The organism is Nocardia thailandica NBRC 100428 (genome assembly GCF_000308795.1).
GTDB lineage: Bacteria > Actinomycetota > Actinomycetes > Mycobacteriales > Mycobacteriaceae > Nocardia > Nocardia thailandica.
Genome location: NZ_BAGK01000127.1, coordinates 108,917 through 134,695 on the forward strand (window position 1 = coordinate 108,917; position 25,779 = coordinate 134,695).

The window sequence follows — 25,779 nt, forward strand, 5'->3', positions numbered from 1 at the left end:
GGCTCAGCGGATGTCGATGGTGCCGTCGAAGATCAGCGGTGTGGCGCCCGGTTCGCAGCCCTGGAAGGAGGCGGTGGGCATGGGGGTGCCGTAGCCGATGCGGTTGGGCTGGCCGTCGGTGCCGCGGGTGACGGTGATCTGGATGGCCATGCTGTCGGGGGCGAAGACCATGACCGGTTCGGCGGTGGTGATCGGGTAGACCAGCGAGACGGTGTCGCCGCGTACGGTCAGGCAGGTGACGGGTCCGGTGACGCGGACCGGCAGCGGCATGCCCGCGAGTTCGCCGGTGGCGACGTAGGTGCCGGTGGCGGGTCCGTCGCCGGTGCCTTCGGCCTGGACGTGGAGCATGTTCATGCCGAGTACCTGCAGGTGGCCGTCGATGGTGACCGAGGCGGGCTCGGCGGCGGCCAGGCCGGCGCCGGCGAGCGTGGCGGCGGCCGCGGCGGCGGTTGCCGCGGCGAGACGGATGGATCGTCCGGTCATGGTGCTACCTCCTTGTAGTTGTGTACCGACCCAGGCTCCGTCTACCCCGCGTCGCCGTGTTGACGCAGCAGGACGCGCCGGGAGCGGGGGAAGGGACTCCTGCGCGGCAACAACATTTCGGCGGCGGAATCGTAGGTGGGCACAGAACCCGGCGATTTCCGGGACGGGCGTGCGAACAGCGGGCAGGGTCGTGTGCGGCGCAGTTGTATGCCGCGAGGAGCTGTACATGATGTCCCGACCCGACCTTGCCCGCGAACTGGGCGGTCCGCTGCCCGCGCTGGAACTGCTCACCGATGCCGAGGCCACGGAGCTGCTCGCCCTGTTCCGGGCGGCGCGCGAACGGGAGACCGCGGCGTTGCTGCGTTCGATCGAGGTGACCCTGGACGGGTTGCCGCGGCCGTTGCGGGCGCTGACGCGCCGGGTCATGTTCGGTGACCTGGCCGCCGATGCCTGAGGCGGATCTGGTCACCGGGACGCAGCTGGCGGTGCTGGCGCGGGTGCTGCAGGTGCCGCCCCGGCATCTGGAGCCGTTGGCGCGGCTGGGGGCGGCGGGTCTGCACGAGTTGCAGGGCCGGATGGTCGGCGCGCTGTTCGATCAGCATCTGGCGACGTTCCGGCGGGCGAGTTCGCTGGTGCCGCTGGTGCCGTTGGGCATCGGCATCCCGGTGATGCAGCGGCGGATGCCGGCGATGATCGCGGGCAGGTTGGCGGGTGCGCTGGGGGTGGATCATCCGCGCAAGGCCGCGGCGGCGCTGAGCCTGCTCGACCCGGTGTACGCGGCCGATTGCGCGCCGTATCTGGATCCGCGGGTGATCGGTCAGCTGGCCTCGGAGGCGCCGCCGGAGCCGTTGATGCCGATCCTGAACGAGATCCTGCGCCGGGGCGACTACGTGACGGCGGCGGGCTTCCTGGCCGCGGCGACGCCGCCGATGATCGAGGCGATGGAGCGGTTGGTGCCCGATGACGCGGGCCTGATCTTCACTGCGGCCTACGCGTATTCGACCGAGACGATCAGCGCGGTGGTGCGTCGGCTGCTGGCGGGTCCGCGGGTGACCGGGATGATGCAGACGGTGCTGGCGGGCCCGCCGGCGTTGCAGCACGCGATGCTGGCGGTGTTCTGCCGGTTCGAGGCGGACGTGGCGGTGGCGGTGGGCGACATCCTGTTCGGGCACGGTCCGGCGCCCGCGGTCGGCCGGTTCGTGTTCACGGCGGTGGCGGGCCGGGCGGTGCCGGAGCTGTTGACGGTGCTGGGGATGCTGTCGCCGTTCGCGCACTGGTCGCTGGCGAGCAATCCGGTCTTCGCCGATCGGCGGGTGCTGGCGGCGATGGTGGCGGCGCTGCACGGCGAGGCGGACGCGGTGATGTGGCGTGGGTTGTTCACGCTGGCGGCGCGGCTGAGCAAGCCGGTGCGCCGGGAGGTGGCGCTGTTGCTGATGGAGCTGCCCGAGCAGGCCGTGGCGGCATTACCCGCGCACGCGACCGACGCGCAGTGCTGGCCGGTGTTGCTCGAGCTGCTGACCGAGTCGGATCCGCAGTTGCAGGACCGGCTGGCGCGGGTGTGGTCGCAGTTGCCGCCGGAGCGGCGCGGCGGGCTGCACGAGCACATCCACCGGCACGGCTACGACGCGCGGCTGGCGCGGATCACCGAGGCGCTGGTTCCGGTGTCGCTCGAGGAGGTGTATTTCCATCGGCGCCGCCGGATCCGGCATCGTGGCGAGTGATCAGACCAGGGTGTCGCAGGGCAGGGCGGGCAGGCCCTCGGAGGCGCGTAGGCGTTCGGAGATCTTGATGAGCAGTTCCTGGGAGTCGGCGGAGAGGCCGTAGACGGTGAGCAGCAGCCTGCGCGGGTGGGGCAGGTGCAGGCGGGTCAGGATGGTGTGGTCGTCGGGGACCGGGTCGTTGACGATGTCGCCGAAGAAGTACTCGGGTTCGACCTGGAAGTAGTGCGCGAGTGCGGCCACGGTCTGGCGGGATGGGTTGGTGCGCAGCCCGGTTCGCAGCTGCGAGAGGTAGGGCGCGGAGATGGAGTGGCCTGCTTCGCGCAGTGCGCGGGCGACGTGGCGGTTGGTGTGCGGCCGGATGCCGGGGGTGGACTCGAAGAGTTTGTTCAGGCGGGGGGCGAATTCGGTCACCACGGCTCCTCGTGTTGCTGGTGGGGCTTACCACCAGAGTGTGATAGCGGCGCGGCATGGCGCAACGACGGCGGCTAACTTCTGGTTTCGCTCACCAACTCTGCGCAGGTGGGTTGTATCGCGGCCCGTGACGGGGCTTGACAAAATCGGTGGTGGAAGGTGAAACCCGCTGTGAAGTACCACAATCCCGCGTCGGGGGTCTCGGCGGCGGGGCGCGGGGCGGCCTACGATCTGCCACGGCAGAAGTTTGTGGGCGTCCAGCTCGCGGCGCGACGCGGCTGGGACCCCGTGGTGCGTACACGGTCGAGGGGATCCCGGGAAGGTCGCCGAGAGACGATGCGCGGAGCCGATGCGGGGCGACTATCGCGAACGATGGTGCGGGGCAGGCAGCGTCCGCTGCTGCCCTCGGCGGATCCGTTCTGGGCGGCGCCCGCGGAGCTGGAGGCGCTGGCGCCGGGGGCGCTGATCCGCAGCAGGCCGGTGGAGCTGGCGTTGTTCGGGATGGTGCGGCAGCGGGTGCGGGCCTGGCAGCTGGCCTGTCGCAGCAGCGATCTGCACGGGCGGCCGGAGGTGGCGGTGACGACGGTGGTGCTGCCCGCGGGCGCGCCGGAGCCGGATCGTCCGCTGCTGCTGTTCCAGTCGGCGATCGACGCGGTGACCGAGCGGTGCGCGCCCTCGTACGCGTTGCGCCGCGACACGAAGGCGTTCGGTTCGATCACCCGGTTCGAGTGGTTGCTGATCGCGCGCGCGTTGCAGCGCGGGTGGGCGGTGGGGATCGCCGATCACGGCGGCAGGAACGGCAATTTCGGGGCGCCGCGCGAGCCGGGGTATCGGGGCCTCGACGGTGCGCGGGCGGCGCTGGCGTTCGAGCCGCTCGGTCTGCGCGCGGACACCCCGATCGGGGTGTGGGGCTATTCCGGTGGCGGGATGGCGGGGTCGTGGCTGGTGGAGACCGCGCCGGTGTACGCGCCGGAGTTGCGGATCACCGGGGCGGTGCTCGGCGCGCCCGTGGGTGATCCGGGTTCGGTGCTGGTGCGGTTGGACGGCAGCAGGTACGCGGGGTTTCCGGCGATGGTGATCGCGGCGTTGCGGCGGCTGTATCCGGCGGTGGAGGAGCTGATCGCGGCCAACGCGACGCCGGAGGGGCTGGCGATGCTGGCGCTGGCCGAGCAGTCGCCGCCGCTGATCGCCCTGCTGCGGATGTCGGGGATGCGCCTGGACGACTTCCTGCGCCGCCCGCTGGCGGAGTTGCTGACCGATCCGGGGTTGCGGACGGTGCTGGCGGATCTGCGTCTGGGCGGTAGCGCGCCGGCGTGTCCGTTGCTGGTGGTGCAGCCGGTCAACGATCAGGTCATCCATGTCGAGAGTGTCGACGCGCAGGTGGCGCGGTATCGCGCGGCGGGGGCGCACGTCACCTATCTGCGGGATCGGCTCAGCGACCATTTCACGATGTTGCCGCTGGCGACGGCGCCGAGCCTGAACTGGCTGGCCGACCGGCTGGCGGGGGCGCCGCTGCCCGCGCCGTCGACGCGCACGGTGCTCTCGATCGGTACGGTGGATGCCAATTGGCGTGGCCTGTTCGGTGTGGCGGGTTCGGCGCTGGCCGCGGCGGCGGGCCGCCCGCTGGGTGGGCGTTCGCGGCCGGATCCGGTGCCGCCGTCGCCGGCCGATCGCGCGGCCTGATCGTCGCCGCGTGCCCATGTCTCACCCCCACCGGGAAGGTGCGTATCGACCATGACTCCTCGGGTGCCGCAGGGCCGTGTCGCGCGCGGCAGCAGGCTGGGCAGGCTGGCGGCGGGGCAGGCCGCGCGCGGCGTGGGGACCCGGCTGGCGATGATCGGGCAGCCGGAGGCGGCGCGGCGGGCGCTGGCCGAGCGGTCCTCGTTGCAGGCGGCCCAGCAGATCGCGACGGTGCTGGGCAGCATGAAGGGCGCGGCGATGAAGCTGGGCCAGATGCTGTCGGTGCTGGATGTGGATCTGGTGCCCGAGTCGCATCGGGAGATGTTCCGGCAGAAGCTGGCCGAGTTGCGCGACAGTGCGCCGGTGCTGGACTTCGCGGACATGCGCGCGGTGATCGAGAACGATCTGGGGCCGTTGGCGCGGGTGTTCGCCGAGTTCGACGAGCAGCCGGTGGCGGCGGCCTCGATCGGGCAGGTGTACCGGGCGCGGCTGCACGACGGGCGTGCGGTGGCGGTGAAGGTGAAGTATCCGGGCGTGGACAAGGCCGTGCTGGCCGACATGCGCAATCTGCAGTTCTTCGCCAAGCTGCTCAAGTCGTTCCTGCCCAGCGCCGCCGACACCGATGTGCTCGGCGAGATCGAGCGCAACATGCACGCCGAGCTGGACTATCGGCGCGAGGCGCGGACCCAGCACCGGGTGGCGACCCGCTATCGCGACCATCCCTACATCTTCGTGCCCGACAGCGTGGGCGAGTTCTGCGGTGATCACGTGCTGGTGACCGAGTTCGTCGACGGCCTGGATTTCGGGCGGATCCGGCAGCTGCCCGCGGCCGAGCGGGACCGGATCGGTGAGCTGGTCTATCACTTCTACATCAGCGCGTTGTTCCTGGATCAGGAGTTCTGCGCCGATCCGCATCCGGGCAATATCCTGCTGGCGGCGGACGGGCGGGTGGCGTTCGTCGATTTCGGGCTCTACAACCGGATCGCGCCCGAGCATCTCGAGCTCGAGCGGCAGGTGCTGTTGGCGGCGGCCGACGACCGGGCCGAGGATCTGTTCCGGATGTGGGAGGAGCGCGGGATCATCGACGCGGCGACGGGGGTGACGCCGGAGGACTGCCTGGGGTATGTGTGGTCGGCGGCGGGCTGGCATCTGGTCGACGAGGCGATCACGATCACCCCGGAGCTGGCCACCAGCGCGGTGGTGCTGGCGGTGGATCCGCGCTCGGCCGATCATCGGGGTGCGCGCAGACAGTTGTTGCCCGCCGAGCACGTGTTCTCCCGGCGGGCGGACCTGTTCACCTTCACCGCGCTCGGGCAGCTCGGGGCGACCGCGAATTGGCATCGGCTGGCGCGGGAATGGCTCTACGACGAGCCGCCGACCACCGAGATCGCGCGGGGGATCGCGGCGTGGCGCGCCGCGCACCCGGCGCGGGCCGGGTTGTGACTTGTCCAGTCCCGGTGGATGAACCGTCGGGCGGGGCGGGGTCGTCGCGGTAGCCTCGGGGCGTCGGTGAGCGATCGCTCACCCAGGGGTGCGAGACGAGGAGTCGTGCGTGGCGCAGAAGTCCGTGGACCGGCGGAAACGTCCGACCCAGGACCGGGCGAGGGCCACCCGCGAGCACATCCTGGCGACCGCGGGCAAGCTGTTCGGCGAGCGGGGTATCGCCGATACCTCCACCAACCGGATCGCGGCGGCGTCGGGGGTCAGCATCGGCACGTTGTACCGGTATTTCAGCGACCGCTCCGAGATCGTGGACGAGCTGCTCGATCAGGTGATCACCGAGGTGGAGCGCAGTTTCACCGAGCGCGCCTTCGACATCCCCGGTGTGGGTGCCGCGGGCTCGATGGAGGGCTATATCGACCTGGTCTCGGAGATCCTGAGCGTGTTCACCGAGGTGCTGGTGGCCAACGCGGCCCTGATCAAGGCGCTGGTCGGCGGTGTGCAGTTCTACAGCAGCGGGCTGCCCGAGCTGGAGCCGCGGTTGCGGCTGATCGTGAAGGTCATCCTGATCCAGGGGCTCGGTCCCGGTGACGACGGCCGCTACGACGAGATGGCGTTCGTGCTCATCAACACCGGGTTCGCCGCGGTGCTGCGGGCGACCGCGGTGGGGGTGTCGCCGCAGATGCGGGATTCGGCGCTGGCGATGACGGCGCGGATGATGGGCAGCTGGCTCTACACCGAGGCGGTCGCCGCCGAGCGGTAGCTGTAGGCGATCAGGGCCGAGCGCAGTTGCCACAGGCCCGCGGCGTGGGAGGGGTCGAGGCGTGTGAGGCGGCCGATGCGGCGCAGCCGGTAGTCGACGGTGTTGGTGTGGATGTGTAGCAGGCGCGCGGTCTGCTGGCGGTTGAGGTCGGTGCCGATGTGCACGCGCAGGGTGTGCAGCAGTTCGGGGTGTTCGTCGAGCGGGGTGAGCAGGGCGCCGAGCTGGTCGCGGGCGGTGCCGGGCCGGGTGAGCTGGTATTCGAGGGCGAGTTCGTCGAAGCGGTAGACCCGGGCGGGGCCGTCGAGGCGGTCGACGATGTCGAGCAGGTCGTGGGCGCGGCGGGCGGCGTCGGGGACGCGGTCGAGTTCGGCGGAGACGACGGCGGCGGTGACCGCGACGCCGGAGCGTTCGCTCATGCGGGAGACGAGGATGTCGACGTCGGTGTCGCGGGCGGTGCCGGGCACGAGCACGGTGCCGCCGGTGACCGAGAGCTGGGCGGGTACCGGTTCGTCGTGGACGGAGAGCACGGCCTGGATGCGGCCGAGTTTGGCGCGGGCGGCCTTGATTCCCTCGATGCCGGGGGCGGTTTCGTCGCGGTGCGGCGGGAAGGTGACGGCCAGCACGTGGTAGGCGTCGGCGAAGGTGTGCCCGTGTTCGCGGGCGGTGGGGGAGCCGGCGTGGCCGGCGAGCAGGGCGGCGGCGAGGGCGGGCGCGGCGGTGTCGCCTGCCGTGCCGAGGGTGCGTTCGCGGACGTAGGTCGTGCCGACGGTAGTGGTCATCAGGTCGAGCAGCTGGATGAGCCGTTCGCCGGTGCGGACCGGGTCGTGGTGTGCCGAGAGCGAGCTGGTGCGGGTGGTGCTCATGCCGCTGCGACAGCCCTGGTGCACCGCGTGCAGGACGGTGTCGATGGGGATGCCGTCGCGGGCGCAGGCGCCGGTGGTGTGTTCGAGGCGGGCCATGGTGGGGGCGACGGTGTCCCCGTCGAGGGTGCGGCGGGCGAGTTCGGTGCAGATGCGCGTCAGCGCGGTGACGGCGTCGACCGCGCCGGTGTCGGGGCGGGCGCGGCGAGGGGCCGGGTCGGTGAGCGGTGTCGGCGCGAACGGCGTTGTCATGACGGTCCTCCTTGACCCCTGGCCGGTGCACGGCGAGTTCGATTGCGCTGAAGGCTAATCGGAGTGATCGCTCACCTTCTACTTTGTTTCGACCAGCGTCGTTTTTCGATGCTCACCCATGCTGACCTGCGCTGATGCCGGAAGGTGCGGGGCGGGCGCGCGGGAATGCGGTGAGTTCCGGTGCGAGTGCTCACTTTCGGTGGCGACCCACCGCGGTGGTTGCCGGTGGGTCGCCGTCCTCACGGCCGGGTCGTCGCCGGTGCGGCGGCGTGGCGGGGCAGGGGGATGTCGAAGTGGACGGTGCGGAAGCCGGCGTCGGTGGTTCCGGCGTCGTGCACCAGCCGCGCGCAGCTGCGCCAGAATTCCACCGCGCCGGGGGTGCGGGCGTCGGTGTGCAGGTACAGCGCGTCGAAGTCGGGTGTGGTGTCGACGTAGTCGACGGCCAGCGCGACCAGGCGGCGGGCCAGGCCCCGGCGCCGGTGTTCGGGGCGCACGTAGACGCGGAACAGCTGGGCGGTGCGCGGATCGGGATAGCGTTCGCACAGCCACGCCGGGTGCGGGGGGTGGCGCGGGCCCTGGGCGCGGATCGCGGTGGTGGCCACGACGGCGCCCTCGTGTTCGGCCACCCACAGCCGGTTGCGCGGGTGACGCAGGTACGCCGTTTCCGGGTCGATCACGTCCTGGTGGTGTTCGGGCAGGTAGCCGATGCCGAACACGTGGTAGAAGGTGTCGAGCATGACGCTGCGCGCCCCGGCGAGGTCGGCGGGCCCGGCCACGCGCAGGGTGTAGTGATCGCTCATCGTCCGGTTCCCAGGGCGCGGTCGAGCACCTCGAGACCCTCGACGGCGACCGGGCCGGGTCCGGTGTAGCCGAAGGGCACGGCCACGATCCGGTTGTCGCGGATGGCGCGCAGGCTCGCCAGTTCGGGTCGGGCGCGCAGCGCCGCGGTCGCCGATTCGGGGGTCTGGGAGCCCTGGGTCAGCAGGACGATGACGGCGGGATCGCGCTGGACGAGGGTCTCGGTGGCGGCGTCGAAGTTGCGTTTGGCGACGTCGCCGAAGATGTTGTCCAGCCCCAGGATCCGCATCTGGGTCGCCACGGTCGAGGTCGAGCCGTAGGCGCTGATCTTGGCGCCGTCGCGGGAGATGATCAGGGCCGCGGCGGGCGTGGTCGCGGCGCCTGCGGGGTGGCGGCGCGCCACCGCGTCGACCCGGGCGCGCAGTTCGTGCACCGACGCCGTGGCGGCGGCTTCGGTGCCGAAGAGGCGGCCGTAGAGCTCGATGTCGGCGAACACGTCGTCGAAGCTGCCCGCGGCGTCCTTGCAGTAGCCGCGGGTGACCAGCAGCGGGATGCGCACCGCGGCGAGGTCGTCGGGGGTGACCGCGGCTCCTTCGAAGCTGACCACCAGGTCCGGGTTGCGGTTGATGATCTCCTCGCGGGCCAGTTCGCCGGTGGACGCGACGACCTCGGCGTGCTGGAGCGCGGGGCCGTACTGGCCGGGGAAGGGCGCGGTCTCGAAGGTGCGGGTGACGACCCTGTCGGCGGCGCCGGCGGCGGCGAGCATGGGGGCCGCGATCGAACCGACCGTCACCACCCGCCGCGGCGGGGCGGGGAAGGTGACCTCGCGGCCGCAGCTGGACACGGTCAGCGGGAATCCGGCCGCCGGGCCGGACGCGGCGGGGGCGGGGCCGCCGCACCCGGTGAGGACGGCGAGCGCGAGCGCGGCCGCGGGCAGGGCGGCGCGGCGGCGCGGCGGGAGGGTGAACACAGCGGGGTTCCTTTCGGGCAGGGGGATTCAGGTGGAGGACTGGCGGAATCGCCGGATGAGGATCAGCAGCAGCGGGGCGCCGACGACGGCGGTGACGATGCCGAGGGGCAGTTCGCGGGGCGCGAACGCGGTGCGCGCCACCACGTCGGCCAGCACCAGGAACAGCGCGCCGAGCAGCGCGGAGACCGGCAGCAGCCGCCGGTGCGCGGCGCCGACGCACAGGCGGGCGACGTGGGGCACGATCAGGCCGACGAAGCCGATCGCCCCGGCCACGGCCACCACCGCGCCCACCGCGAGGGCGACCACGCTCAGCGTGGCCATCCGGGACCGGACCGGCGACAGGCCGAGCGCGCGGGCGGTGTCGTCGCCCGCGGCGAGCACGTCGAGGCGGGGTGCCAGCAGCAGCAGGACCGCCAGCGCGGCGAGTGTGACCGCGCCGGTGGTGGCCACCCCGGGCCAGGACGCCGAGCCGAGGGAGCCCAGCAGCCAGAACAGGACCGTGCGGGCGCCCTCCTGGTTGTCGGAGGCGAAGATGAGGAAGCTGGTGGCGGCGGAGAACAGGTAGCCGATGGTCACCCCGCCCAGCAGCAGCCGCAGCGAGGTCATCGCCCCGTTGATCCGGGCGACGGCGAACAGCAGCACCGTCGCGGCCAGCGCCCCGGCGAAGGCGCTGGCCGCCAGCGCGCCCACCGACACCCCGAACAGCAGCGACACCGCGGCGCCCGTCGAGGCGCCGGAGGTGACGCCGAGGATGTGCGGGTCGGCCAGCACGTTGCGGACCAGGGTCTGCAGGACCGCGCCGGTGACCGCCAGCGCCGCGCCGACGAGGGCGCCCAGCAGCACGCGAGGCACGCGCACCAGCCACACGATCGAGTCCTGGGCCGGGCTCCAGTCGGGGCTCGCGGGCACGCCGAGCGTGTGGTGACCGATGATCCGCGCGACCGTGCCCGGCGGCACCGCGACCGGGCCGAGGCCGGTGGCCACGATCAGTGTCGCCGTCAGCAGCACCGTCAGGCCGCTCAGCCACAGCAGGGTGTGGCGGCGGTGACGGGCGTGATCGAGGTCGTCGACGCTCACCGGGCCGCCACCTCGTCGGCGGCCGCGGCGCGTGGCCCGAACAGCAGCTGGGGGGCGCCGAAGGCCTCGGCGCGGCGCACCGCCACCCCGTAGACCGGTTCGAGCACCGGCGCGGTGAGCACGTCGGCGACCGGGCCCGCCGCCACGACCCGGCCCGCGCGCAGCAGCACGAGCCGATCGCAGTAGCGCGCGGCCAGGTTCAGGTCGTGCAGCACGACCACGGTCGTGGTGGCGGGCAGCGCGGCGACCAGGCCGAGCAGTTCGTGCTGGTAGCCGATGTCGAGGTGGTTGGTGGGTTCGTCGAGCAGCAGGTGATCGGCCTGCTGGGCCAGCGCGCGGGCGATGAGCACCCGCTGGCGTTCGCCGCCGGAGAGCTGGGCGAAGGCCCGCCCGGCGAGGTGGCGGGCGCCGACCCGGTCGAGCGCGGCGGCGGCGAGGACACGGTCGGCGCGGGAGATGCCGTGCAGCGCGTGCGCCCACGGCGCCCGGCCGAGCAGCACCGATTCGGTGACCGTCATCGGGGAGTCGGCGGGGGATTCCTGGGTCACGACCGCCAGCCGCTCGGCCAGCGCGCGCCCGCGCAGCGCGGCCACGGGGGTGTCGTCGATGGTGATGGTGCCGCCCGTGGGGCGCAGGGCCCGGTAGATCAGGCGCAGCAGGGTCGACTTGCCCGACCCGTTGGGGCCGATGAGCCCGACGGTGTCGCCGGGCCCGGCGAGCAGGCCGGCACCGTCGAGGACGACGGTGCCGCCGTAGGAGAAACCGATGTCGCGCACGGTGATCACAGGACGCCGACCTCCGGCAGCGCGGCGCGGGCGCCGTGCCGGTGCCCGCGCCCTCGATCGCTCGGGCGCGGCGTGGTCGTGGCGCCGGGACGGCGCGCCGCCTCCGGTGGCGCGGGCCGCCAGGAGCGGTGGATGTCGACCGAGACCGCGAAGCGGGCGCAGACACGCTGGGCGGCGGCGGTTTTCGCGGCGAGGTCGGGGTCGCGCTCGTCGAGCAGGATGCCGGTGGTCGTACCGCTGTGGGCGACGACGACCCCGAGCGCGCCGAGCCGTTCGGCGGCGGCGATGGTGTCCTCGAGGTGCGGGCGGGCGCGCAGCGGGGTGCTCAGCCGGGCGCTGCGGGTGGCGACGGCGCCGATGGTGGCGGTGTCGCGGCGGGCCACGGCGGTGCTCAGGGCGGCCAGCAGCGCGCTGTATTCGTCGGCGGTGGCGGCGGACACGGGCGGGCGGTGCCGGTCGAAGGCGACGGTGTCGACGCTGCCGCCCTCGTCGCCGGTGACCACCGTCAGCGGCGGCAGGTCGCCGAGTGCGGCCAGCAGCCGGACCTCGCGGTGGTAGAAGGCGACCGCGCCGGGATACATGACGCCGTCGGAGGGTTCGACCGCGCGCAGCACGGCTTCGATCCCGGCGGCGCTCAGGCGGGTGCCCGCCGCGTCGGCGACCGCGCGTGCGGTCGCGACGAGGTCGGCGGTCGAGCTGGCCAGGCCCTTGCCCTCGGGCAGGTCGCCGTGCACGGTCAGCGTGCCGCCGCCCGGTCGTGCCGTGGCGGCGAGCACGGCGGTGGCGACCGCGCGGGACTTGGTCTTGTGGGCGGGCAGGACGGTGACCTCGTCGCGGGTGGGGTCGGGTTCGAACACCGCGACCGCGCCGCGGCGGATGGGCAGGGTGACCAGGAAGTGGCGGCCCGCCCCGGCGGTGACGCCTTGCAGCAGTTCCCCGCAGCTGCCGAACGCGGCGCCCACGCCGACGCGCGCGCTCATCGCGGGTCCCGCTCGCGTCGGGCGACCACGTGCAGCCGGTCGCCGGTGAGCCGCTCGCCCAGCACGCCGTCGCCGGGCCAGGCCGGCTCGGTCAGCGGGCCGGGTTCGTCGAACAGCGCGACGACGCTGAATCCGGCGCAGGACAGCAGGAAGCGCAGTTCCTGGGGGAACAGCAGCCGCCAGGCGGTGTGCTGGCACACCGGTTCGGTGTTCCCGAGCCAGCTCCAGCGTCGTTCCCGGCGCAGCAGCTGGGCGGGGGCGTCGAGGGTGAGCCGGGTCTCGGAGGTGTAGGTGACGCCTTCCCAGTCGACGCGGCGCAGTGCCCGGTGGTCGAGCAGTTCGCGGCGGCCGCGGTCGGTGAGCAGGAAGGCGCCGTTGCGCATCTCGAGCACGAGCAGCCCGTCGGGGCGCAGGCACCGCGCGAACCGGCGCAGGGCGGTGAGGATGTCGGCGGTGTCGTGCAGGTGCAGCAGGGTGCTGCCCAGGCAGGTCAGCACGTCCACGGGGTGCGCGGTGTCGAGAGTGCGCAGGTCACCGACGTCGAACCGCACCCCGGGGTGCCGGGTGGTGGCGTAGGCGACCATCTGTTCGGAGATGTCGACGCCGCGCACCGTCATGCCGAGTTCGGCCAGGCGGGCGGCGTCGCGGCCGGTGCCCGATCCGGCGTCGAGCAGGGTGTGGGCGGGGCCGCTGCCGAAACGGGCGACGAGGTCGGCGACGAAGCGGGCGTTGTCGGTGCCGGGGAAGGCGCGTTCGTAGAGGGCGGGGTTGTCGGTGAGCAGGTTCTCGCTGAAGCGGACCGGGTCTGCGGGGGTCATCGGATGCCTTTCGCGGGGCGCGGTGCGCGCGCCGGGGGAGTCGGGGCCGGTGGGCCGGGCAGCAGGCGGGCGCGGTGCGCGGCGAACACCGCGGCGGCCGAGCCGAAGCCGAGGCAGGCGCACAGCAGCGCGGGGGGCCAGGACAGGGCGCCGCCGCCGTGGTCGGCGACCGCGCCGACCAGCGCGCCCGCGCCCAGGGTCGCCAGCCCCGAGGCGAGATAGAAAGCGCCGTAATAGGTTCCGGTCAGGGCGGGGCCGGAGAAGCGGGGCACGGCCTCGTTGACGAAGGGCTGGGCCACGCTCACCCCGAGGGCCAGCACGACCGCGCCGACCAGCACGGGGATCAGCCGCAGCGTCACCGCGCCCGCGCCGGTCCCGTCGGGCAGGCCCAGCGCCGCCGCGGCGGGCACCGGCAGGAACGCCGCGCCCATCAGGACCATCCCCGCCGCCATGAGCGGTCCGCGCTCCTCGCGCGGACCCAGCGCGCGGGTGACCGGCACCTGCAGCACGACCACGGCGATGGTCTCGACCACGAACAGCGCCGCGACCGCGGCCGGGCCTGCCTCGGGACCGGCCAGGTCCCTGGCCTGCAGGGTGAACAGCAGATACAGCTGGCTCTGCAGCACGAACAGGCCCGCCATGGCCAGCGCGAACGCCCGGAAGCGGCGGTCGGCGAAGACCGTGGCGACATCGCCGCGCAGCGTGGTGGCCGTGGCGGGCACGCGGCGTCGGGGCAGCAGCAGGAGCTGGGCGAGGGTGAGCGCGGCGAAGACCGCCGCCGCCGCGAGCGCGGTGACCCGGAATCCCAGGCCGGCCAGGACCGTGCCGAGGACGGGTCCGAGCGCGCACCCGGCGTTGCCGAACACGTTGAACCAGGCGAAGGCCTGCGCGGCGCGCTCGGCGCTGTCGCGGGCGATGTAGGCCCGCACGGCGGGATTGAACAGCGCCCCGGCGAACCCGGTGAGCACCGAGGCGGCCAGTACCACCGGCAGCGACCCGCCGACGGCGAACAGGGCGAACCCGGCCGCGCGGATACCGGCGCCGACGATGATCACCCCGCGCGCGCCGAGCCGGTCGGCGGCGGTGCCGCCGACGAGGAACAGGCCCTGCTGGCTGAGGTTGCGCACGCCGAGCACGACGCCGACCACGGTCACCGACAGCGCCAGGTCGGCGCGCAGATAGTCGGCGAGGAACGGCACCAGCATGAAGAAGCCGACGTTGCCGAGGCACTGGTTGACCAGCAGCAGCCGCACCCCGCGCGGCAGGGCCCGCAGGTCGGCGAACGCGGTCACCGGGCCTCCGTCGCTCGGGTGACGCCGAGGCCGGGGCCTGCGGGGGTGTCGAGCAGGCCGTCGGCGCCGCCCAGGCCCGTCCACGGGTCGTCGGCCAGCAGCAGGTGCCCGTCGAGGTCGGCCCAGCGGGCGCGGCCGAGCAGGTGCGCGGCGGGGGCGATGCCCAGGGAACTGGCCGCCTGGCAGCCGAGCAGGACCTGCCAGCCGCGGTCGGCGGCGCGCGCGGCCATCGTCAGGCCCGCGTCGAGGCCGCCGCATTCGGCGAGCTTGATGTTGACGCCGCCGATTCCGGCGGGCAGCTCGTCGAGGTCGGCGGGGGTCGCGGCGTCCTCGTCGGCCACGATCGGCACGGGTACCGCGGCGCACACCTGCGCCAGCCACGGCCGCCGTCCCGCCGGGACGGGCTGTTCGACGGCGGCGATGTCGAGCTCGGCCAGTGTCCGCAGGACGTGGACGGCGGTCGCGACGTCCCAGGCGCCGTTGGGGTCGAGCAGCAGCGCGGCCCCGGGGGCGGCGTGGCGCACGGCGCGCACGGCGGCGATGTCGGCGGCGGGGTCGGGGTCGCCGAGTTTGATCTTGATCACCGAGAATCCGGCTGCGACGAGCGCGTCGGCGCGTTCGGCCGCCGCGCGGGGTCCGGTGAGGCCGATGGTGCAGGCGGTGGGCATCCGGTGCCGGGGCGGCACGCCGAGCGCGGCGGCGACCGCCACCCCGGCGCGGCGGGCGAGCAGGTCGTGCACGGCGGCGTCGACCGCGCACGCGACCGGCGGCGGCAGGGTCTGCCGGACTCGCGGCAGGCTCGCGCGCAGCGCCTCCGGATCCGGGGGCAGGCCACGCGCGATCCAGCCTGCGAGGGCGGACAGGATCGCGGGGGTGTCCAGGCCGAGGCGGGGGCTGGTGACGACCTCGCCCCACCCGGACTCGTCGCCGTCGCGTATCCGGACCCACACCGCGTCGCGGCCGGACATGCTCGCGCGCGAGATCCGCAGTGGGCGGGCGAGTTCCAGCCGGGCGGTCTGCCAGGTGATCCTCACGCGCCCACCTGCTCGCGGCGCGGCGCGCGGACCACCGTGCAGCGGGCCCAGCCGTGGACCTCGCTCGCGTCGGGCCGGGGCAGGTCCTCGGGCGCGGTGGCGGGTGCGGCGGTCAGGCCGTGGCGCGCGCACCAGGCGTCGTCGTAGATCGAGCGCAGGTAGCGGTGGGGTCCGTCGGGGAACACGGTGAGCACCCGCGCGGCGGGCTCGCGCCGGGCCAGCCAGTCCGCGACCAGCGCCACCGCCCCGGTGCTCCAGCCGCCGGCCAGCCCGGTCGCGGCGGCCAGGCGACGGCAGGAGGCCACGGCCTCGGTCGCCCCGACCCAGTGCACCTCCTCGAAATCGGCGTAGGCGACATTGCGGGGCAGGATGCTGCTGCCGAGGCCGCGCATGAGCCGCGGGCGGTCGGGCTGGCCGAAGATCCGCGACCCGGTCGCGTCGACGCCGACCACCCGCAGGCCCGGCCACCGATCGCGCAGCACCCGGGTCAGCCCGGCGCAGTGCCCGCCCGAGCCGATGGCGGCGACGAGGATGTCGGCCCGCTCCACCTGGTCGAGGATCTCCGCGCCCATCGCCGCGTACCCGGCGGCGTTGTCGGGGTTGTCGTACTGGTCGGGCCAGTAGGCGCGCGGGTCGGCGGCGCGCAGGGCGGCGAGGCGGTCGAGGCGGGCCTGTTGCCAGCCGCCGACCGGGTGCGGGGTGGACACGATCTCGAGGCCGACGCCGAAGGCGGCGAACAGGGCCCGCATCTCCGGTTCCAGGCCGCTGTCGACGACCAGGGTCACCGGGTGGCCGAGGGCCTTGCCCGCCAGCGCCAGGCCCAGACCCAGCGTGCCGCTGGTGGATTCGACGACCGGCGCCCCGGGGGCGAGATCGCCGCGGGCGCGGGCGGCGGTCAGCATGGACACCGCCGCCCTGGCCTTCATCCCCGCGATGCTCGCGGCCTCGAGCTTGGCCAGGTAGTGGACGGCACCCGCGGGGACCGGGACCACGGGGGTGTTGCCGATCAGGGCCAGCAGTCCGGGCAGCGCGTTCACGCGGACACCTCGTCGCGATAGTGGTGCAGGGTCGAGGGGCCGCCGTCGAGGGAGAAGAACGGATACGGTTCGGCCGAGACGGCCGTGACTCCGGCACCGAGGAACCAGGGCAGGATCCCGCTGCCGGTCTGGGCGTAGGCCACCAGCGGCAGGTCGCGTGCGCGCGCCGCGCGGGCCAGCGCGTCGAAGGTGCCGTTGCCCAGGGTCATGCCGGTCACCAGCAGGGCGTCGTGGACGTCGGGCGCGGTAGAGGGGTCCCGGTGGACCGGCTCGCCCCATTCGGTGGTGCCACCGGCGAAATCGCAGGGCGTGTAGGTCATGCCGCGCTCGCGCAGGGCTGCCAGCAGCGAGCCGACCACCCCGACCACCAGGACGTGGCGCGCCGTGCCCGGCAGCAGGTCCGCGACGGCGCGTGCCCGCGCGCGGGACTTGGTGAGCGTGTCGCCCGCGCCGAGGACGACCGGCGCGCCCGCACGGCCACCGGCGCGCGGATGCGGCTGGACGTGCAGCAGATAGGTGTCGAGGGCCGCGACGCGCACCGGCAGCAGCGGGTGGGTCAGCAGCTCGGCGAGGCGGGCTCCCGCGCAGCCCGCCAGCACGTCGTCGGCGTCGGTGCCGGGCTCGATCGCGCAGGAGCCGACGGCCGCGCCGGTGCGCAGGCACAGCACCGCGTTGCGGTAGCCGCGGGCGCGGCCGGGATGGCGGGTGTCGTAGCGGGTGAGGAAGGCGTTGTCGGCGGTCAGGGTCGCCGGGTCCGGGCCGAGCGCGCCGGAGAGGGCGTGGGCGAGCAGGTCGGCGACGGTGCGGGGACCCACCGCGGGCGGGGTGCTCATCGGGCGACCTCGATGGTGAGGCCCTCGATCAGGGACCGGGCGATCGGGCCTGCGGCGCCCTCGGCCGCGACGGCGACCATGGCGTGGCCGAGGTAGGTGTTGTTGTTCGTGGCAGGCCGGACGCCGGTGCCGGGATCGGCGAAGCGGTGTTCGACGACGCGCGGGTCCTCGTCCCAGCCCTCGGTGCCCGCGATCGCGGCGAGGGTGCCCGCGGTGTCGGGGACGGCGAAAGCGATGGCGGCCGACCCGATTCCGGTGTCGCGCGGCGTCAGGTCCGGGGTCCGGCCCGCGGCGACGTCGGCGTGGACGGCGGCGAGGTCGATGCCGGTGACGCGGCGGATCAGCTCGGTGATGCGGTTGCCCGCCGGGCGCGGGTTGACCTCGATGAGGCGCGGTCCCGCTGCGGTGAGCACGATCTCGGTGTGGGCGACGGTGTCGTCGAGGCCGAGGGCGGTGATCGCGGCGCGCGCGGTCGTGGTGAGCGCCTCGTGCTCGGCGGGGCCGAGCACGGCGGGGAACTGGTGGCCCGCCTCGATGAACGCCGGCGCGCCGGTGAGGGTCTTGTCGGTCACGCCGACGACGGTGGTGACGCCGCGCGCGGTGACGGTCTCGACGCTGAATTCCGGTCCGCGCACGCATTCCTCGACGAGGACCTCGGTGGCGCGGGCCTGCCCGCGCGCGTTGACCGGGACGGCGCCGATGCCGTCCAGGGCGGCGCGCAGCGCGTCGTCGTCCTCGACGCGGGTGACCAGCATCCCGCCGCACAGGTCGACGGGTTTGACCACGACCGGGTAGCCGATGCGGCGGGCCGCGGCCAGCGCGTCGGCGGCGTCGGTGACCACGGCGAACGCAGGGCCGGGCACGCCCGCGGCCGAACACACCTGCCGGGTGCGGTGTTTGGCGCACGCCGCGGCCACGGCCTCGCGGCCGGGTCCGGGCAGGCCGAGGTCGGCGGCGATGGCCGCGACGGTGGGCAGGTAGTAGTCGCACGAGGAGAGCACGCCGTCGAAGCCGAGGGCCTCGTGCAGGCGGCGCACGTAGGGCAGCAGGGTCGCCTCGTCGTTGGTCTCGGCGGTGAGCACGTTCGCGGCCCCGAGCAGAGGATGGGGTCCGGGCCTTCCGTGCAGGTAGTGCCCCAGATCGCGGGTCAGGAAGCTGAACCTGTGCCCGGCGTCGCCGATCCCGGCGGGCAGCAGTGTGCTCATCGATCCGACCCAGCTCTCCACCATCAGCAGGTGTCCCACGCAATCCTCCAAACCTCGAGCAGGCGCTAATGATAACCATTATCGTTTTCAGCGCAAGCGCCCGCCTGTTCCACCCCCTTGGGCGGCAACGGGTTTCGCCGGACGATTTGCATTAATGATAATCATTATCAATAGTAGGGCGGCCGACGCACCGCTCGGCACCGCCCGACCCCGAGGAACACCATGTCGATGAGGACCCTGGCCCTGCCCGCGCTCGCGATCGCCGCGCTGAGCGTCACCGCCGCCCCCGCCACCGCCGCCCCCGAAGCGCCGGTCTCCTTCACCGCCCACGCCACCGATACCGCCGCGATCATCGACATCGACTCGGGCGCCTTCACCGTCGCCGACGGCGCGCTGCAGGTCCGCTCGCCCGAGGGCACCGTGATCGCCGCGACCCCGCTGACCTTCACCGTCGAGGACTTCCGCTTCCCCATCGCCGCCGAGATCAACGGCCGCACCGCCACCCTCACCCCGCAGCTGAGCATGGAACGCGCCGTCTACGCCCCGGTCGCGCTGCCCTACGAGGACAAGGCGCCGTGGAAGAACGAATACGACCGCGAGCAGGCCGCCTGGTCCCGCATGACCAGCACCATCAGCATGGGCGCGACCCTGGGCACCCTGCTGGGCGGGCTCACCGGCGGCGCCGTCGGCTGCGTGCTCGGCGGCATCGCCGGGGCCACCGTGGCCTCGGCGACCATCATCGGGCTCTTCGGCCCCTTCATCCCCGCCGCCGCGGTGGGCTGCCTGGGAGGCATCCTCGCCGTGGGCGCGCTGGGCACCCTCGCGGGTCAAATCCTGGTGACCGCGCCCGTCGCGGTGGGCGCGGCCATCCAGTACTTCAGCACGATCAACGCCCCCTCCCCGGCGAAGTGATCAGCGGTCCCCGAGCGGGCCGAAGGGCCACACGGTCTGCTCGGGGGTCCGCGCGCCCGCCACGGTGACGCCCGCGTCCAGGAAGGCGGCGCGGGCACGGGCCAGATGGTCGCCCGAGGTGACAAGGACCGCGTCGCGCAGCCCGTGCTCGCGCAGCAGATCCGCGGTGCGGCGGGCGTTCTCGACGGTCGACGCCGCCTCGGGCTCGCGCAGGATCCGGGCCTCGGGCAGGCCGTTGGCCACCAGCCAGTCCGCCATCGCGTCGGCCTCGCGCACCCCCGACTGCGGATTGCCGCCGGTCACGATCACCGGCGACAGCGGCGCGAACACCGCCTGCATCAGCCCCGCCCGCAACCGGCGCACCAGCTCCTCGCGCAGGGTGCCCTCCGGGGTCAGGCCGTAGCCGAGGATCACCACCGCGGTGTCGGGACCGTAGGTCGAAGGCAGGGTGGTGAAATCCAGCGGCGGCACGCCCTGATGGGTGCCGAAGGGCAGCGCCGGGAGCGGACCGTCGGCGCCCGCCGTGGACGCCGCGGGCCAGCAGATCGCCACCACCGCGGCCGCCACCCCGATCGTTCGAACCCATGCACGCATACCCCGTCGCCTCCTCGAGCCGGGACCGGTCCGGAGCGGACCGTCTCGGCGCAACGATGCGGCAGCGCGCCCGCGCCGGTCCGGCGCTCGGGCGGACCCTGCGACAGCTCATAGCCGGCCGGTCCGTGCCGCTGGGTTCGGTCATTCGGCGCCGATCACAAGCCCGTACCGGCTGCCGATGTGACCGATCCGGGCTGCGTACCGGTCCCGCAGCCGGGTATGCGCCCCCGTGTGGCCGGTACCGGCCATCCCGGAGACCGGAAGGAGCATCATGATCAGGCGAGTCGCACGCACCCTGCTCGCAGGAACCTTCGTCGCCAACGGAGTCGCAGGGCTGCTGGCACCGCGCTCGCGGGTCCTCGCGGCCGAGACGCTGGCCGACAAGGCCCGCGAAACCCTGCCCGACACCGCCGCCCAGCGGGTCCCCGCGGACCCCAGCGTGCTGCTGACGGTCAGCTCGGTCGTCCAGGTCGTCGGCGGGCTCACGCTGGCCACCGGCCGCTTCCCCCGGCTCTCGGCCCTCGCCCTGTCGGCGACCGTGCCGCCGCGCGCGGTCGTGGAGAAGGACTTCTGGGCCGAGAAGGATCCCGTCGTCCGCTCGGTGAAACGGTCGGCGTTCTTCCAGGACCTGGCCGTGCTGGGCGGGCTGCTCATCACCGTCGTCGACACCGACGGCAAGCCCGCGCCGGGCATCCGCGCCCGTGCCGAGGCCTACGAACTGGCCGACCGCGGCGAGACGTTCGTCGGTCACGCCGCCGATCGCGGCGGCGAACTGGTCGGGCGGGCCCGCGAGGAGGGCGCCGAACTGGCCGGGGCGGTCCGCAGCCACGGCCGTGACCTGTTCGAACGCGCCCGCGAGGACGGTCCGCGCCTGGCCGAGGCGGCCCGCGAGGAGGGCAAGCACCTGGCCTCGGTCCTGCGCGGCGGCGCGACCCAGCTGGGCGAGTCGGTCAAGGAACGCGTCGAGGCGAACACCAACCGATGACCCCGGCCGCTGTTTGCGGTCCGGGGACCCGGGTATGGCCCCCAACGGGTCCAACCGACGGCCCATCGGCCGACCGATGGCCGAAGAGAACGTCTGGAAGGGAAGCCATGAGCATCTCCGACAAGGTGAAGAACAAGGCCGACGAGCTCGCCGGCAAGGCCAAGGAGGCCGCGGGCAAGGCGAGCGACGATCGCGACCTCGAGAACGAGGGCCGTGGCGATCAGGTGAAGTCGAACCTGAAGGACGCCGGCGAGAAGGTCAAGGACGCCTTCCGTCAGTGAACGGCGTGACCACCGGGGCGCCCCCTCACCAGGGGGCGCCCCGCCCGCGTTCCGGCGGGCAACGTTTCGGCAACGCCGGAATCACGGAGGCTGGTCCGGGGACCGCGCGAGGTCGATGATCGAAGGGACGACCCGCGGCATTCCGTCGCGGCGATCACCGGGAGGTTCGAGCGATGATCAATGCCATCGTGCAAATCTGCGGTTTCCTGCTCATCGGGGCCGTGATCGGCGTGCTCGCCCGGGTGCTCAAGCCCGGCGCGCAGAACATCAGCCTGGGCATGACGCTGGGTATCGGCATGGCCGCCGCGCTCATCGCCGGCATCATCGCCAGCCTCATCGGGGTCGGCTCGATCACCGAGCTGAACTTCTGGGGCTTCCTCATCGCGGTCGTGGCCGCGATCGTGCTGCTCGGCGTCGCCGAGTCGGCGACCGGACGCGGGCACCCGCCGGCCGCCTGATGTGCCCCCACACACCCGTCGGGCCCCGCCGCGCAGTACGCGCGACGGGGCCCGACGACTGTGCTCAGGCGCTGTAGTCGTAGAAACCGCGGCCGGTCTTGCGGCCGAGACGGCCCGCGTCGACCATGCGGCGCAGCAGCGCCGGCGGGGCCAGGTGCGGCTCGGCGAACTCCGCGTAGAGCGACTCCGAGGCGGCCAGCGCGATGTCGAGACCCACGGTGTCGAGCAGGGTCAGCGGGCCCATCGGGTACCCGCAGCCGCCCTTCATCGCCGCGTCGATGTCCTCGGCGGTGGCGTATCCGGACTCGAGCATGCGCACCGCCGAACACAGGTACGGGATGAGCAGCGCGTTGACGATGAAGCCCGAGCGGTCACCGGCCTGCACGGTGGTCTTGCCCAGGGTGTTCTTGGCGTAGTCGGTGACCGCGGCGGCGGTCTCCGGCGCGGTCACCAGGGTGGAGATGATCTCCACCAGCGGCATCACCGGCACCGGGTTGAAGAAGTGCACGCCGACGACCCGCTCGGGACGCTGGGTGGCCCCGGCGACCTTGATCACCGGGATCGAGGAGGTGTTGGTGGCCAGGATGCCCTCGGGCTTGACGATCGAGTCCAGCTTGCCGAAGATCTCGTACTTCAGCGACTCGATCTCCGGGGCCGCCTCGATGACCAGGTCACGGTCGGCGAACTCGTCGATGTCGAGGGTGACCCGCACGCGGGCGATCGCCGCGTCGGCGTCCTCCTGGCTGATCTTGCCCCGGGCCACGCCGCGGCTGATGGAGGTGGCGATGCGCGCCTGGGCGGCGTCGGCGAACTCCTGCTTGGTCTCGAGCACGAGCACCGAGCTCCCGGCCTTCGCGCACACCTCGGCGATACCGGCACCCATCGTGCCGCCACCGATCACACCGATCAACTCCACTGACATCACTCCAATAGCTCGTGTTCGTCATCGACTGACGCACGCTATTCCACAGGGCCGCGAGCGCGGAGGTGTGGGTGGGGTGGGTGAACAGGTTCCGGCTCAGGCCCCGACCAGGCGCGACGCGCCGAGGAAGTCCGCAATCGCCGCCCAGGTCGTCGAGGGCGCCTCCGGCCCGGCGATGATGCCGAGGTGGCTGCCCTCGACCTGCACGAACCGCACCTCGGCGGCGCCGGTGAGCACCTCGGTGCCCGCGCGCACCGAGGCCGCCGAGGCCAGCTTGTCGCGGGTGCCGCCGACCAGCAGGACCGGCACGGTCAGCTTGCTCAGGTCGATGGCGTTGTGCGGGCCCAGATGCACCGTGCCCTTCCACATCTCGTTGCGCACGATGAACTGGCGGTGGGCCTGACGGTAGAAGCGGCCGGGGTAGCCGGGCATCTCGTCCATGAACCGGTCCACCGACTGCATGCGGGCCAGGGTCTCGGTGTCGGTGATGTTGCGCAGGATGTACCAGGGCTTGGTCAGTTCGCGGTCGAAGGCCTGGATGCGGAAACCGGCGCGCACCGCGTACTTGGGCACGCCGCCGATCAGGCGAACCGGCACGGTGACCTCGCGGCCGCCGGTGATCCTGCCCAGCTGCCGGGCCAGGCTGATCTGGCCGTTGCGGCGCTGGTCGAAGGGGCTGCCGACGGCGGTGACCGAGGCGATCGGCCGCTCGGGGTGGGCGGCGGCGGTCAGCAGGCTCATGGTGCCGCCGAAGGACCAGCCGATGAGGTCGACCTCGGCGTCGTCGTTGGCGGCGCTGACCTGGCCGATGGCGGTGGGCACGATGTCGTCGACCCATTCCTCGAATCCCAGGTCACGGTCGGCGTAGGTGATCTCGCCGTAGTCGACGACGTAGACCTCGCGGCCCAGGTCGAGCAGGAACCGGACCAGGCTCTGGCTGGGCCGGATGTCGTAGCAGGTGATGGTGACGGCCAGCGGCGGCACCAGCAGCACCGGGTTGCCGGTGGCGGGGGTGTCGCGGCGGTAGCGCAGCAGCCGGCGATGCGGTGCATCGGACACCACGTCCGACGGTGTCGGGGAGTAGGGCTCGATTCCGCTGCCGAAGAGGGCGCCCGCATTGCGCAGCGCGACATCCAGAGCGACCACAACATCCTCCGCGTTCCCGAACCCACCTAACTATGTTGGACAGGCTGTCACAGTTACCGGCGGTTAACAAGCCGGGGTGGGGTATCCCACACCGCTCCGACCGGCCGGGACCGGGCGCGGTGTGACCAGGCTCACCGCGTCGAATCCTCGCGCGGCGACGGGTGCGCTGAGCTGGTCGTTCGTCCGGACCGCGCGCGCCCGGCGCCGGAAAATCGCGTGATTCGTGTCGGTGGTGCGCGGAATACTGGCCCGCGCTCGATGAGTTCGACCCAGCGGCTCCGTCTGCACTGTTGCAGCGCCCGCACACGGCCGAGCGCCGGGCCCCAGCCTTTTCCCGCCCCACAGTCTTCCCCTGGAGGTACCCCCATGACGATCGACCAACACGCTCCACCCACGGGCGGGCGTACCCCGACCGTCATCCGGGTCCTGGTGCTGGCCACCTTCGTGGTCATCCTCAACGAGACCATCATGATCAACGCCATCCCGCGGCTGATGACCGATCTGGAGGTCACCGAGAGCGCCGCCCAGTGGGTCTCCACCGCGTTCATGCTCACCATGGCCGCGGTCATCCCGACCACCGGCTGGTTCCTGCAGCGCGTGCCGACCCGCACCGCCTACACCACCGCCATGGGTGTGTTCATCGCGGGCACCCTGCTCTCGGCGCTGGCCCCGACCTTCGCGGTCCTGCTGGCCGGACGCATCATCCAGGCGGGCGGCACCGCGGTCATGATGCCGCTGCTGATGACCACGCTGATGACGGTGGTCCCCGAACAGGATCGCGGCAAGGTCATGGGCAACGTGACCCTGGCGATCTCGGTCGCCCCGGCGATGGGCCCGGTCATCTCCGGCCTGGTCCTGCAGGTCGGGTCGTGGCGCTGGCTGTTCGCGCTGATGCTGCCGATCGCCGGCGTGGTGACCTGGCTGGGTCTCGGCCGGCTCGAGAACATCGGGGAGCCGCAGGCGGGCGCGATCGACTGGTTCTCGGTGGTGCTGGCGGCGCTGGGCTTCGGCGGACTGGTGTACGGCCTGAGCCGCTTCGAATCCGGCGCGCTCGGCCTGCCCTCGGGCATCGTGGCCGCGGGCGTCGCGCTGATCGCGGTGTTCGCCTGGCGTCAGCTGTCGCTGCAGCGGTCGGGCACCCCGCTGCTCGACCTGCGGGTCCTGCTGGCGGGCACCTACACCAAGGCACTGATTCTGATGTCGGTCGCGTTCCTGGCGATGCTCGGCTCGATGATCCTGCTGCCGCTGTACCTGCAGAACCTGCGCCACCTGTCCCCGCTGGAGACCGGCCTGCTGGTCATGCCGGGCGGGCTGGCGATGGGTCTGCTCGGCCCGACCGTGGGCAAGCTGTTCGACCGCTTCGGCGGCCGCGTCCTGGTCATCCCCGGATCGATCGCCATCACCGCGGCACTGGCCGGCTTCACCACCATCACCCTGACGACCCCGTACTGGGTGCTGCTGGCGCTGCACGTGCTGCTCATGGTCGCGCTGGCCGCCACCTTCACCCCGGTCTTCACGCTGGGCCTCGGCGCGCTGCCGATGAACCTGTACTCGCACGGCAGTTCCATGCTCGGCACCCTGCAGCAGGTGGCCGCGGCGTTCGGCACCGCGCTGGTCATCACGCTGATGTCGGCGCGTTCCAAGGACCTCATCGCCGAGGGCGTGGAACCGGTCGTCGCCCACCTGGACGGGATGAAGCTGGCCTTCCTCGTCTCGGCGGCGCTGTCGCTGCTGGTCATCGCCATGGCGGTGCTGCTGCCCAACCGGGCCGCCGCCGACCCCCACGCCGGGCCCGCCGAGGTCCCGGCCGCCGATCCCGCGCCGCAGGACGCGGCCGAGACCCCGGTGCTCACCAAGAGCTGACCCCTCGGCCCCGCGAAGCCCCGTCGTCCCGCCGGACGACGGGGCTTCGTCCTGTCCGGGGACGGTCTCGCCGCGACCGCCACCGGAGCGCTCGCCCCGGGGACACGCGAGGCGAACGCCGGTGACGGCGATGCGTGGCCCGCGGTCGCTACCGTGACCCTCGGCATGCCGCCGCAACG

27 protein-coding genes are annotated in these 25,779 nt (G+C 73.1%); 10 read left to right on the top strand and 17 right to left on the bottom strand.

Annotation, left to right across the window (positions count from 1 at the left end):
* Positions 1 to 3: 3 nt before the first annotated feature.
* Positions 4 to 483 (bottom strand): hypothetical protein, encoded by a 480-nt coding sequence (locus ON36_RS36150; RefSeq protein WP_043652370.1) that lies wholly within the window; start codon positions 481 to 483, stop codon positions 4 to 6.
* A 226-nt stretch (positions 484 to 709) separates the two neighbouring features.
* Between ON36_RS36150 and ON36_RS13890 the strand changes: the two genes are divergently transcribed.
* Positions 710 to 937, top strand: coding sequence for a hypothetical protein (locus ON36_RS13890; protein ID WP_043652373.1), 228 nt, complete (start codon positions 710 to 712; stop codon positions 935 to 937).
* Positions 930 to 2,204, top strand: coding sequence for a hypothetical protein (locus ON36_RS13895; RefSeq protein WP_043652376.1), 1,275 nt, complete (start codon positions 930 to 932; stop codon positions 2,202 to 2,204). Before ON36_RS13890 ends, ON36_RS13895 begins: the two co-directional genes overlap by 8 nt.
* Here ON36_RS13895 and ON36_RS13900 read toward each other — a convergent pair whose 3' ends face one another.
* Positions 2,205 to 2,615 carry a helix-turn-helix domain-containing protein gene (locus ON36_RS13900; RefSeq protein ID WP_043652609.1) on the bottom strand — a complete coding sequence of 137 codons (411 nt, stop codon included), beginning with the start codon at positions 2,613 to 2,615 and terminating at the stop codon, positions 2,205 to 2,207.
* 372 nt (positions 2,616 to 2,987) lie between these two features.
* Here ON36_RS13900 and ON36_RS13905 point away from each other — a divergent pair, with 372 nt between their 5' ends.
* From ON36_RS13905 to ON36_RS13915, 3 genes are all read left to right on the top strand, one after another.
* On the top strand, positions 2,988 to 4,298 hold the full coding sequence (locus tag ON36_RS13905) for a lipase family protein (protein WP_281004858.1): 1,311 nt from the start codon (positions 2,988 to 2,990) through the stop codon (positions 4,296 to 4,298).
* A 51-nt stretch (positions 4,299 to 4,349) separates the two neighbouring features.
* Positions 4,350 to 5,738: an ABC1 kinase family protein gene (locus ON36_RS13910; RefSeq protein ID WP_043652378.1), complete on the top strand. Its 1,389-nt coding sequence runs from the start codon at positions 4,350 to 4,352 to the stop codon at positions 5,736 to 5,738.
* 109 nt (positions 5,739 to 5,847) lie between these two features.
* Positions 5,848 to 6,498: a TetR/AcrR family transcriptional regulator gene (locus tag ON36_RS13915; RefSeq protein ID WP_043652381.1), complete on the top strand. Its 651-nt coding sequence runs from the start codon at positions 5,848 to 5,850 to the stop codon at positions 6,496 to 6,498.
* Here ON36_RS13915 and ON36_RS13920 read toward each other — a convergent pair.
* The 12 genes from ON36_RS13920 to ON36_RS13975 form a co-directional block, all read right to left on the bottom strand.
* A complete protein-coding gene (locus ON36_RS13920; RefSeq protein ID WP_052313964.1) occupies positions 6,468 to 7,610 on the bottom strand; it encodes a PucR family transcriptional regulator in 1,143 nt (380 codons plus the stop codon). The two genes, ON36_RS13915 and ON36_RS13920, sit on opposite strands and share 31 nt — an antisense overlap.
* A 239-nt stretch (positions 7,611 to 7,849) precedes the next feature.
* The gene (locus ON36_RS13925) at positions 7,850 to 8,410 is read right to left on the bottom strand and encodes a GNAT family N-acetyltransferase (RefSeq protein WP_043652384.1); all 561 of its coding nucleotides are present in this window, start codon (positions 8,408 to 8,410) and stop codon (positions 7,850 to 7,852) included.
* On the bottom strand, positions 8,407 to 9,378 hold the full coding sequence (locus ON36_RS13930; protein ID WP_043652386.1) for an ABC transporter substrate-binding protein: 972 nt from the start codon (positions 9,376 to 9,378) through the stop codon (positions 8,407 to 8,409). The genes ON36_RS13925 and ON36_RS13930 overlap by 4 nt, the downstream gene beginning before the upstream one ends.
* 27 nt (positions 9,379 to 9,405) lie before the next feature.
* Positions 9,406 to 10,455, bottom strand: a complete 1,050-nt coding sequence (locus ON36_RS13935) for a FecCD family ABC transporter permease (RefSeq protein WP_043652388.1) — start codon at positions 10,453 to 10,455, stop codon at positions 9,406 to 9,408.
* Complete coding sequence (locus ON36_RS13940; RefSeq protein ID WP_043652391.1) at positions 10,452 to 11,240, bottom strand: ABC transporter ATP-binding protein; 789 nt, start codon at positions 11,238 to 11,240, stop codon at positions 10,452 to 10,454. Before ON36_RS13940 ends, ON36_RS13935 begins: the two co-directional genes overlap by 4 nt.
* Entirely contained in the window at positions 11,237 to 12,220 is a 984-nt protein-coding gene (locus ON36_RS13945; RefSeq protein WP_083885126.1) for a GHMP family kinase ATP-binding protein, read from the bottom strand. The genes ON36_RS13940 and ON36_RS13945 overlap by 4 nt, the downstream gene beginning before the upstream one ends.
* On the bottom strand, positions 12,217 to 13,038 hold the full coding sequence (locus tag ON36_RS13950; protein WP_043652394.1) for a class I SAM-dependent methyltransferase: 822 nt from the start codon (positions 13,036 to 13,038) through the stop codon (positions 12,217 to 12,219). The genes ON36_RS13945 and ON36_RS13950 overlap by 4 nt, the downstream gene beginning before the upstream one ends.
* Positions 13,035 to 14,330, bottom strand: a complete 1,296-nt coding sequence (locus ON36_RS13955) for an MFS transporter (RefSeq protein ID WP_043652397.1) — start codon at positions 14,328 to 14,330, stop codon at positions 13,035 to 13,037. Before ON36_RS13955 ends, ON36_RS13950 begins: the two co-directional genes overlap by 4 nt.
* A complete protein-coding gene (locus tag ON36_RS13960; protein WP_043652400.1) occupies positions 14,327 to 15,364 on the bottom strand; it encodes an enolase C-terminal domain-like protein in 1,038 nt (345 codons plus the stop codon). Before ON36_RS13960 ends, ON36_RS13955 begins: the two co-directional genes overlap by 4 nt.
* A complete protein-coding gene (locus tag ON36_RS13965) occupies positions 15,361 to 16,401 on the bottom strand; it encodes a PLP-dependent cysteine synthase family protein (protein WP_043652403.1) in 1,041 nt (346 codons plus the stop codon). Before ON36_RS13965 ends, ON36_RS13960 begins: the two co-directional genes overlap by 4 nt.
* Positions 16,398 to 17,234: a Rossmann-like domain-containing protein gene (locus tag ON36_RS35835; RefSeq protein ID WP_052313965.1), complete on the bottom strand. Its 837-nt coding sequence runs from the start codon at positions 17,232 to 17,234 to the stop codon at positions 16,398 to 16,400. Before ON36_RS35835 ends, ON36_RS13965 begins: the two co-directional genes overlap by 4 nt.
* Positions 17,231 to 18,478, bottom strand: coding sequence for an ATP-grasp domain-containing protein (locus tag ON36_RS13975; RefSeq protein WP_174377567.1), 1,248 nt, complete (start codon positions 18,476 to 18,478; stop codon positions 17,231 to 17,233). The genes ON36_RS35835 and ON36_RS13975 overlap by 4 nt, the downstream gene beginning before the upstream one ends.
* A 183-nt stretch (positions 18,479 to 18,661) precedes the next feature.
* Here ON36_RS13975 and ON36_RS13980 point away from each other — a divergent pair, with 183 nt between their 5' ends.
* Complete coding sequence (locus ON36_RS13980; protein ID WP_043652406.1) at positions 18,662 to 19,351, top strand: DUF8020 domain-containing protein; 690 nt, start codon at positions 18,662 to 18,664, stop codon at positions 19,349 to 19,351.
* On the opposite strand, the gene ON36_RS13985 is transcribed toward ON36_RS13980, so the two are convergent.
* Positions 19,352 to 19,945: a YdcF family protein gene (locus ON36_RS13985; protein WP_083885128.1), complete on the bottom strand. Its 594-nt coding sequence runs from the start codon at positions 19,943 to 19,945 to the stop codon at positions 19,352 to 19,354.
* Positions 19,946 to 20,216: 271 nt separating this feature from the next.
* Between ON36_RS13985 and ON36_RS13990 the strand changes: the two genes are divergently transcribed.
* From ON36_RS13990 to ON36_RS14000, 3 genes are all read left to right on the top strand, one after another.
* The gene (locus tag ON36_RS13990; RefSeq protein ID WP_052313967.1) at positions 20,217 to 20,930 is read left to right on the top strand and encodes a DoxX family membrane protein; all 714 of its coding nucleotides are present in this window, start codon (positions 20,217 to 20,219) and stop codon (positions 20,928 to 20,930) included.
* Positions 20,931 to 21,037: 107 nt separating this feature from the next.
* Complete coding sequence (locus ON36_RS13995) at positions 21,038 to 21,211, top strand: CsbD family protein (protein WP_043652409.1); 174 nt, start codon at positions 21,038 to 21,040, stop codon at positions 21,209 to 21,211.
* A gap of 173 nt (positions 21,212 to 21,384) precedes the next feature.
* The gene (locus ON36_RS14000) at positions 21,385 to 21,669 is read left to right on the top strand and encodes a GlsB/YeaQ/YmgE family stress response membrane protein (RefSeq protein WP_218001198.1); all 285 of its coding nucleotides are present in this window, start codon (positions 21,385 to 21,387) and stop codon (positions 21,667 to 21,669) included.
* A 64-nt stretch (positions 21,670 to 21,733) separates the two neighbouring features.
* Here ON36_RS14000 and ON36_RS14005 read toward each other — a convergent pair whose 3' ends face one another.
* Positions 21,734 to 22,585, bottom strand: coding sequence for a 3-hydroxybutyryl-CoA dehydrogenase (locus tag ON36_RS14005; RefSeq protein ID WP_043652413.1), 852 nt, complete (start codon positions 22,583 to 22,585; stop codon positions 21,734 to 21,736).
* Positions 22,586 to 22,687: 102 nt separating this feature from the next.
* Positions 22,688 to 23,737 carry an alpha/beta fold hydrolase gene (locus ON36_RS14010; RefSeq protein ID WP_043652416.1) on the bottom strand — a complete coding sequence of 350 codons (1,050 nt, stop codon included), beginning with the start codon at positions 23,735 to 23,737 and terminating at the stop codon, positions 22,688 to 22,690.
* Positions 23,738 to 24,103: 366 nt separating this feature from the next.
* On the opposite strand from ON36_RS14010, the gene ON36_RS14015 reads away from it, so the two are divergent.
* A complete protein-coding gene (locus ON36_RS14015; RefSeq protein WP_052313968.1) occupies positions 24,104 to 25,600 on the top strand; it encodes an MDR family MFS transporter in 1,497 nt (498 codons plus the stop codon).
* Positions 25,601 to 25,779: the final 179 nt, after the last annotated feature.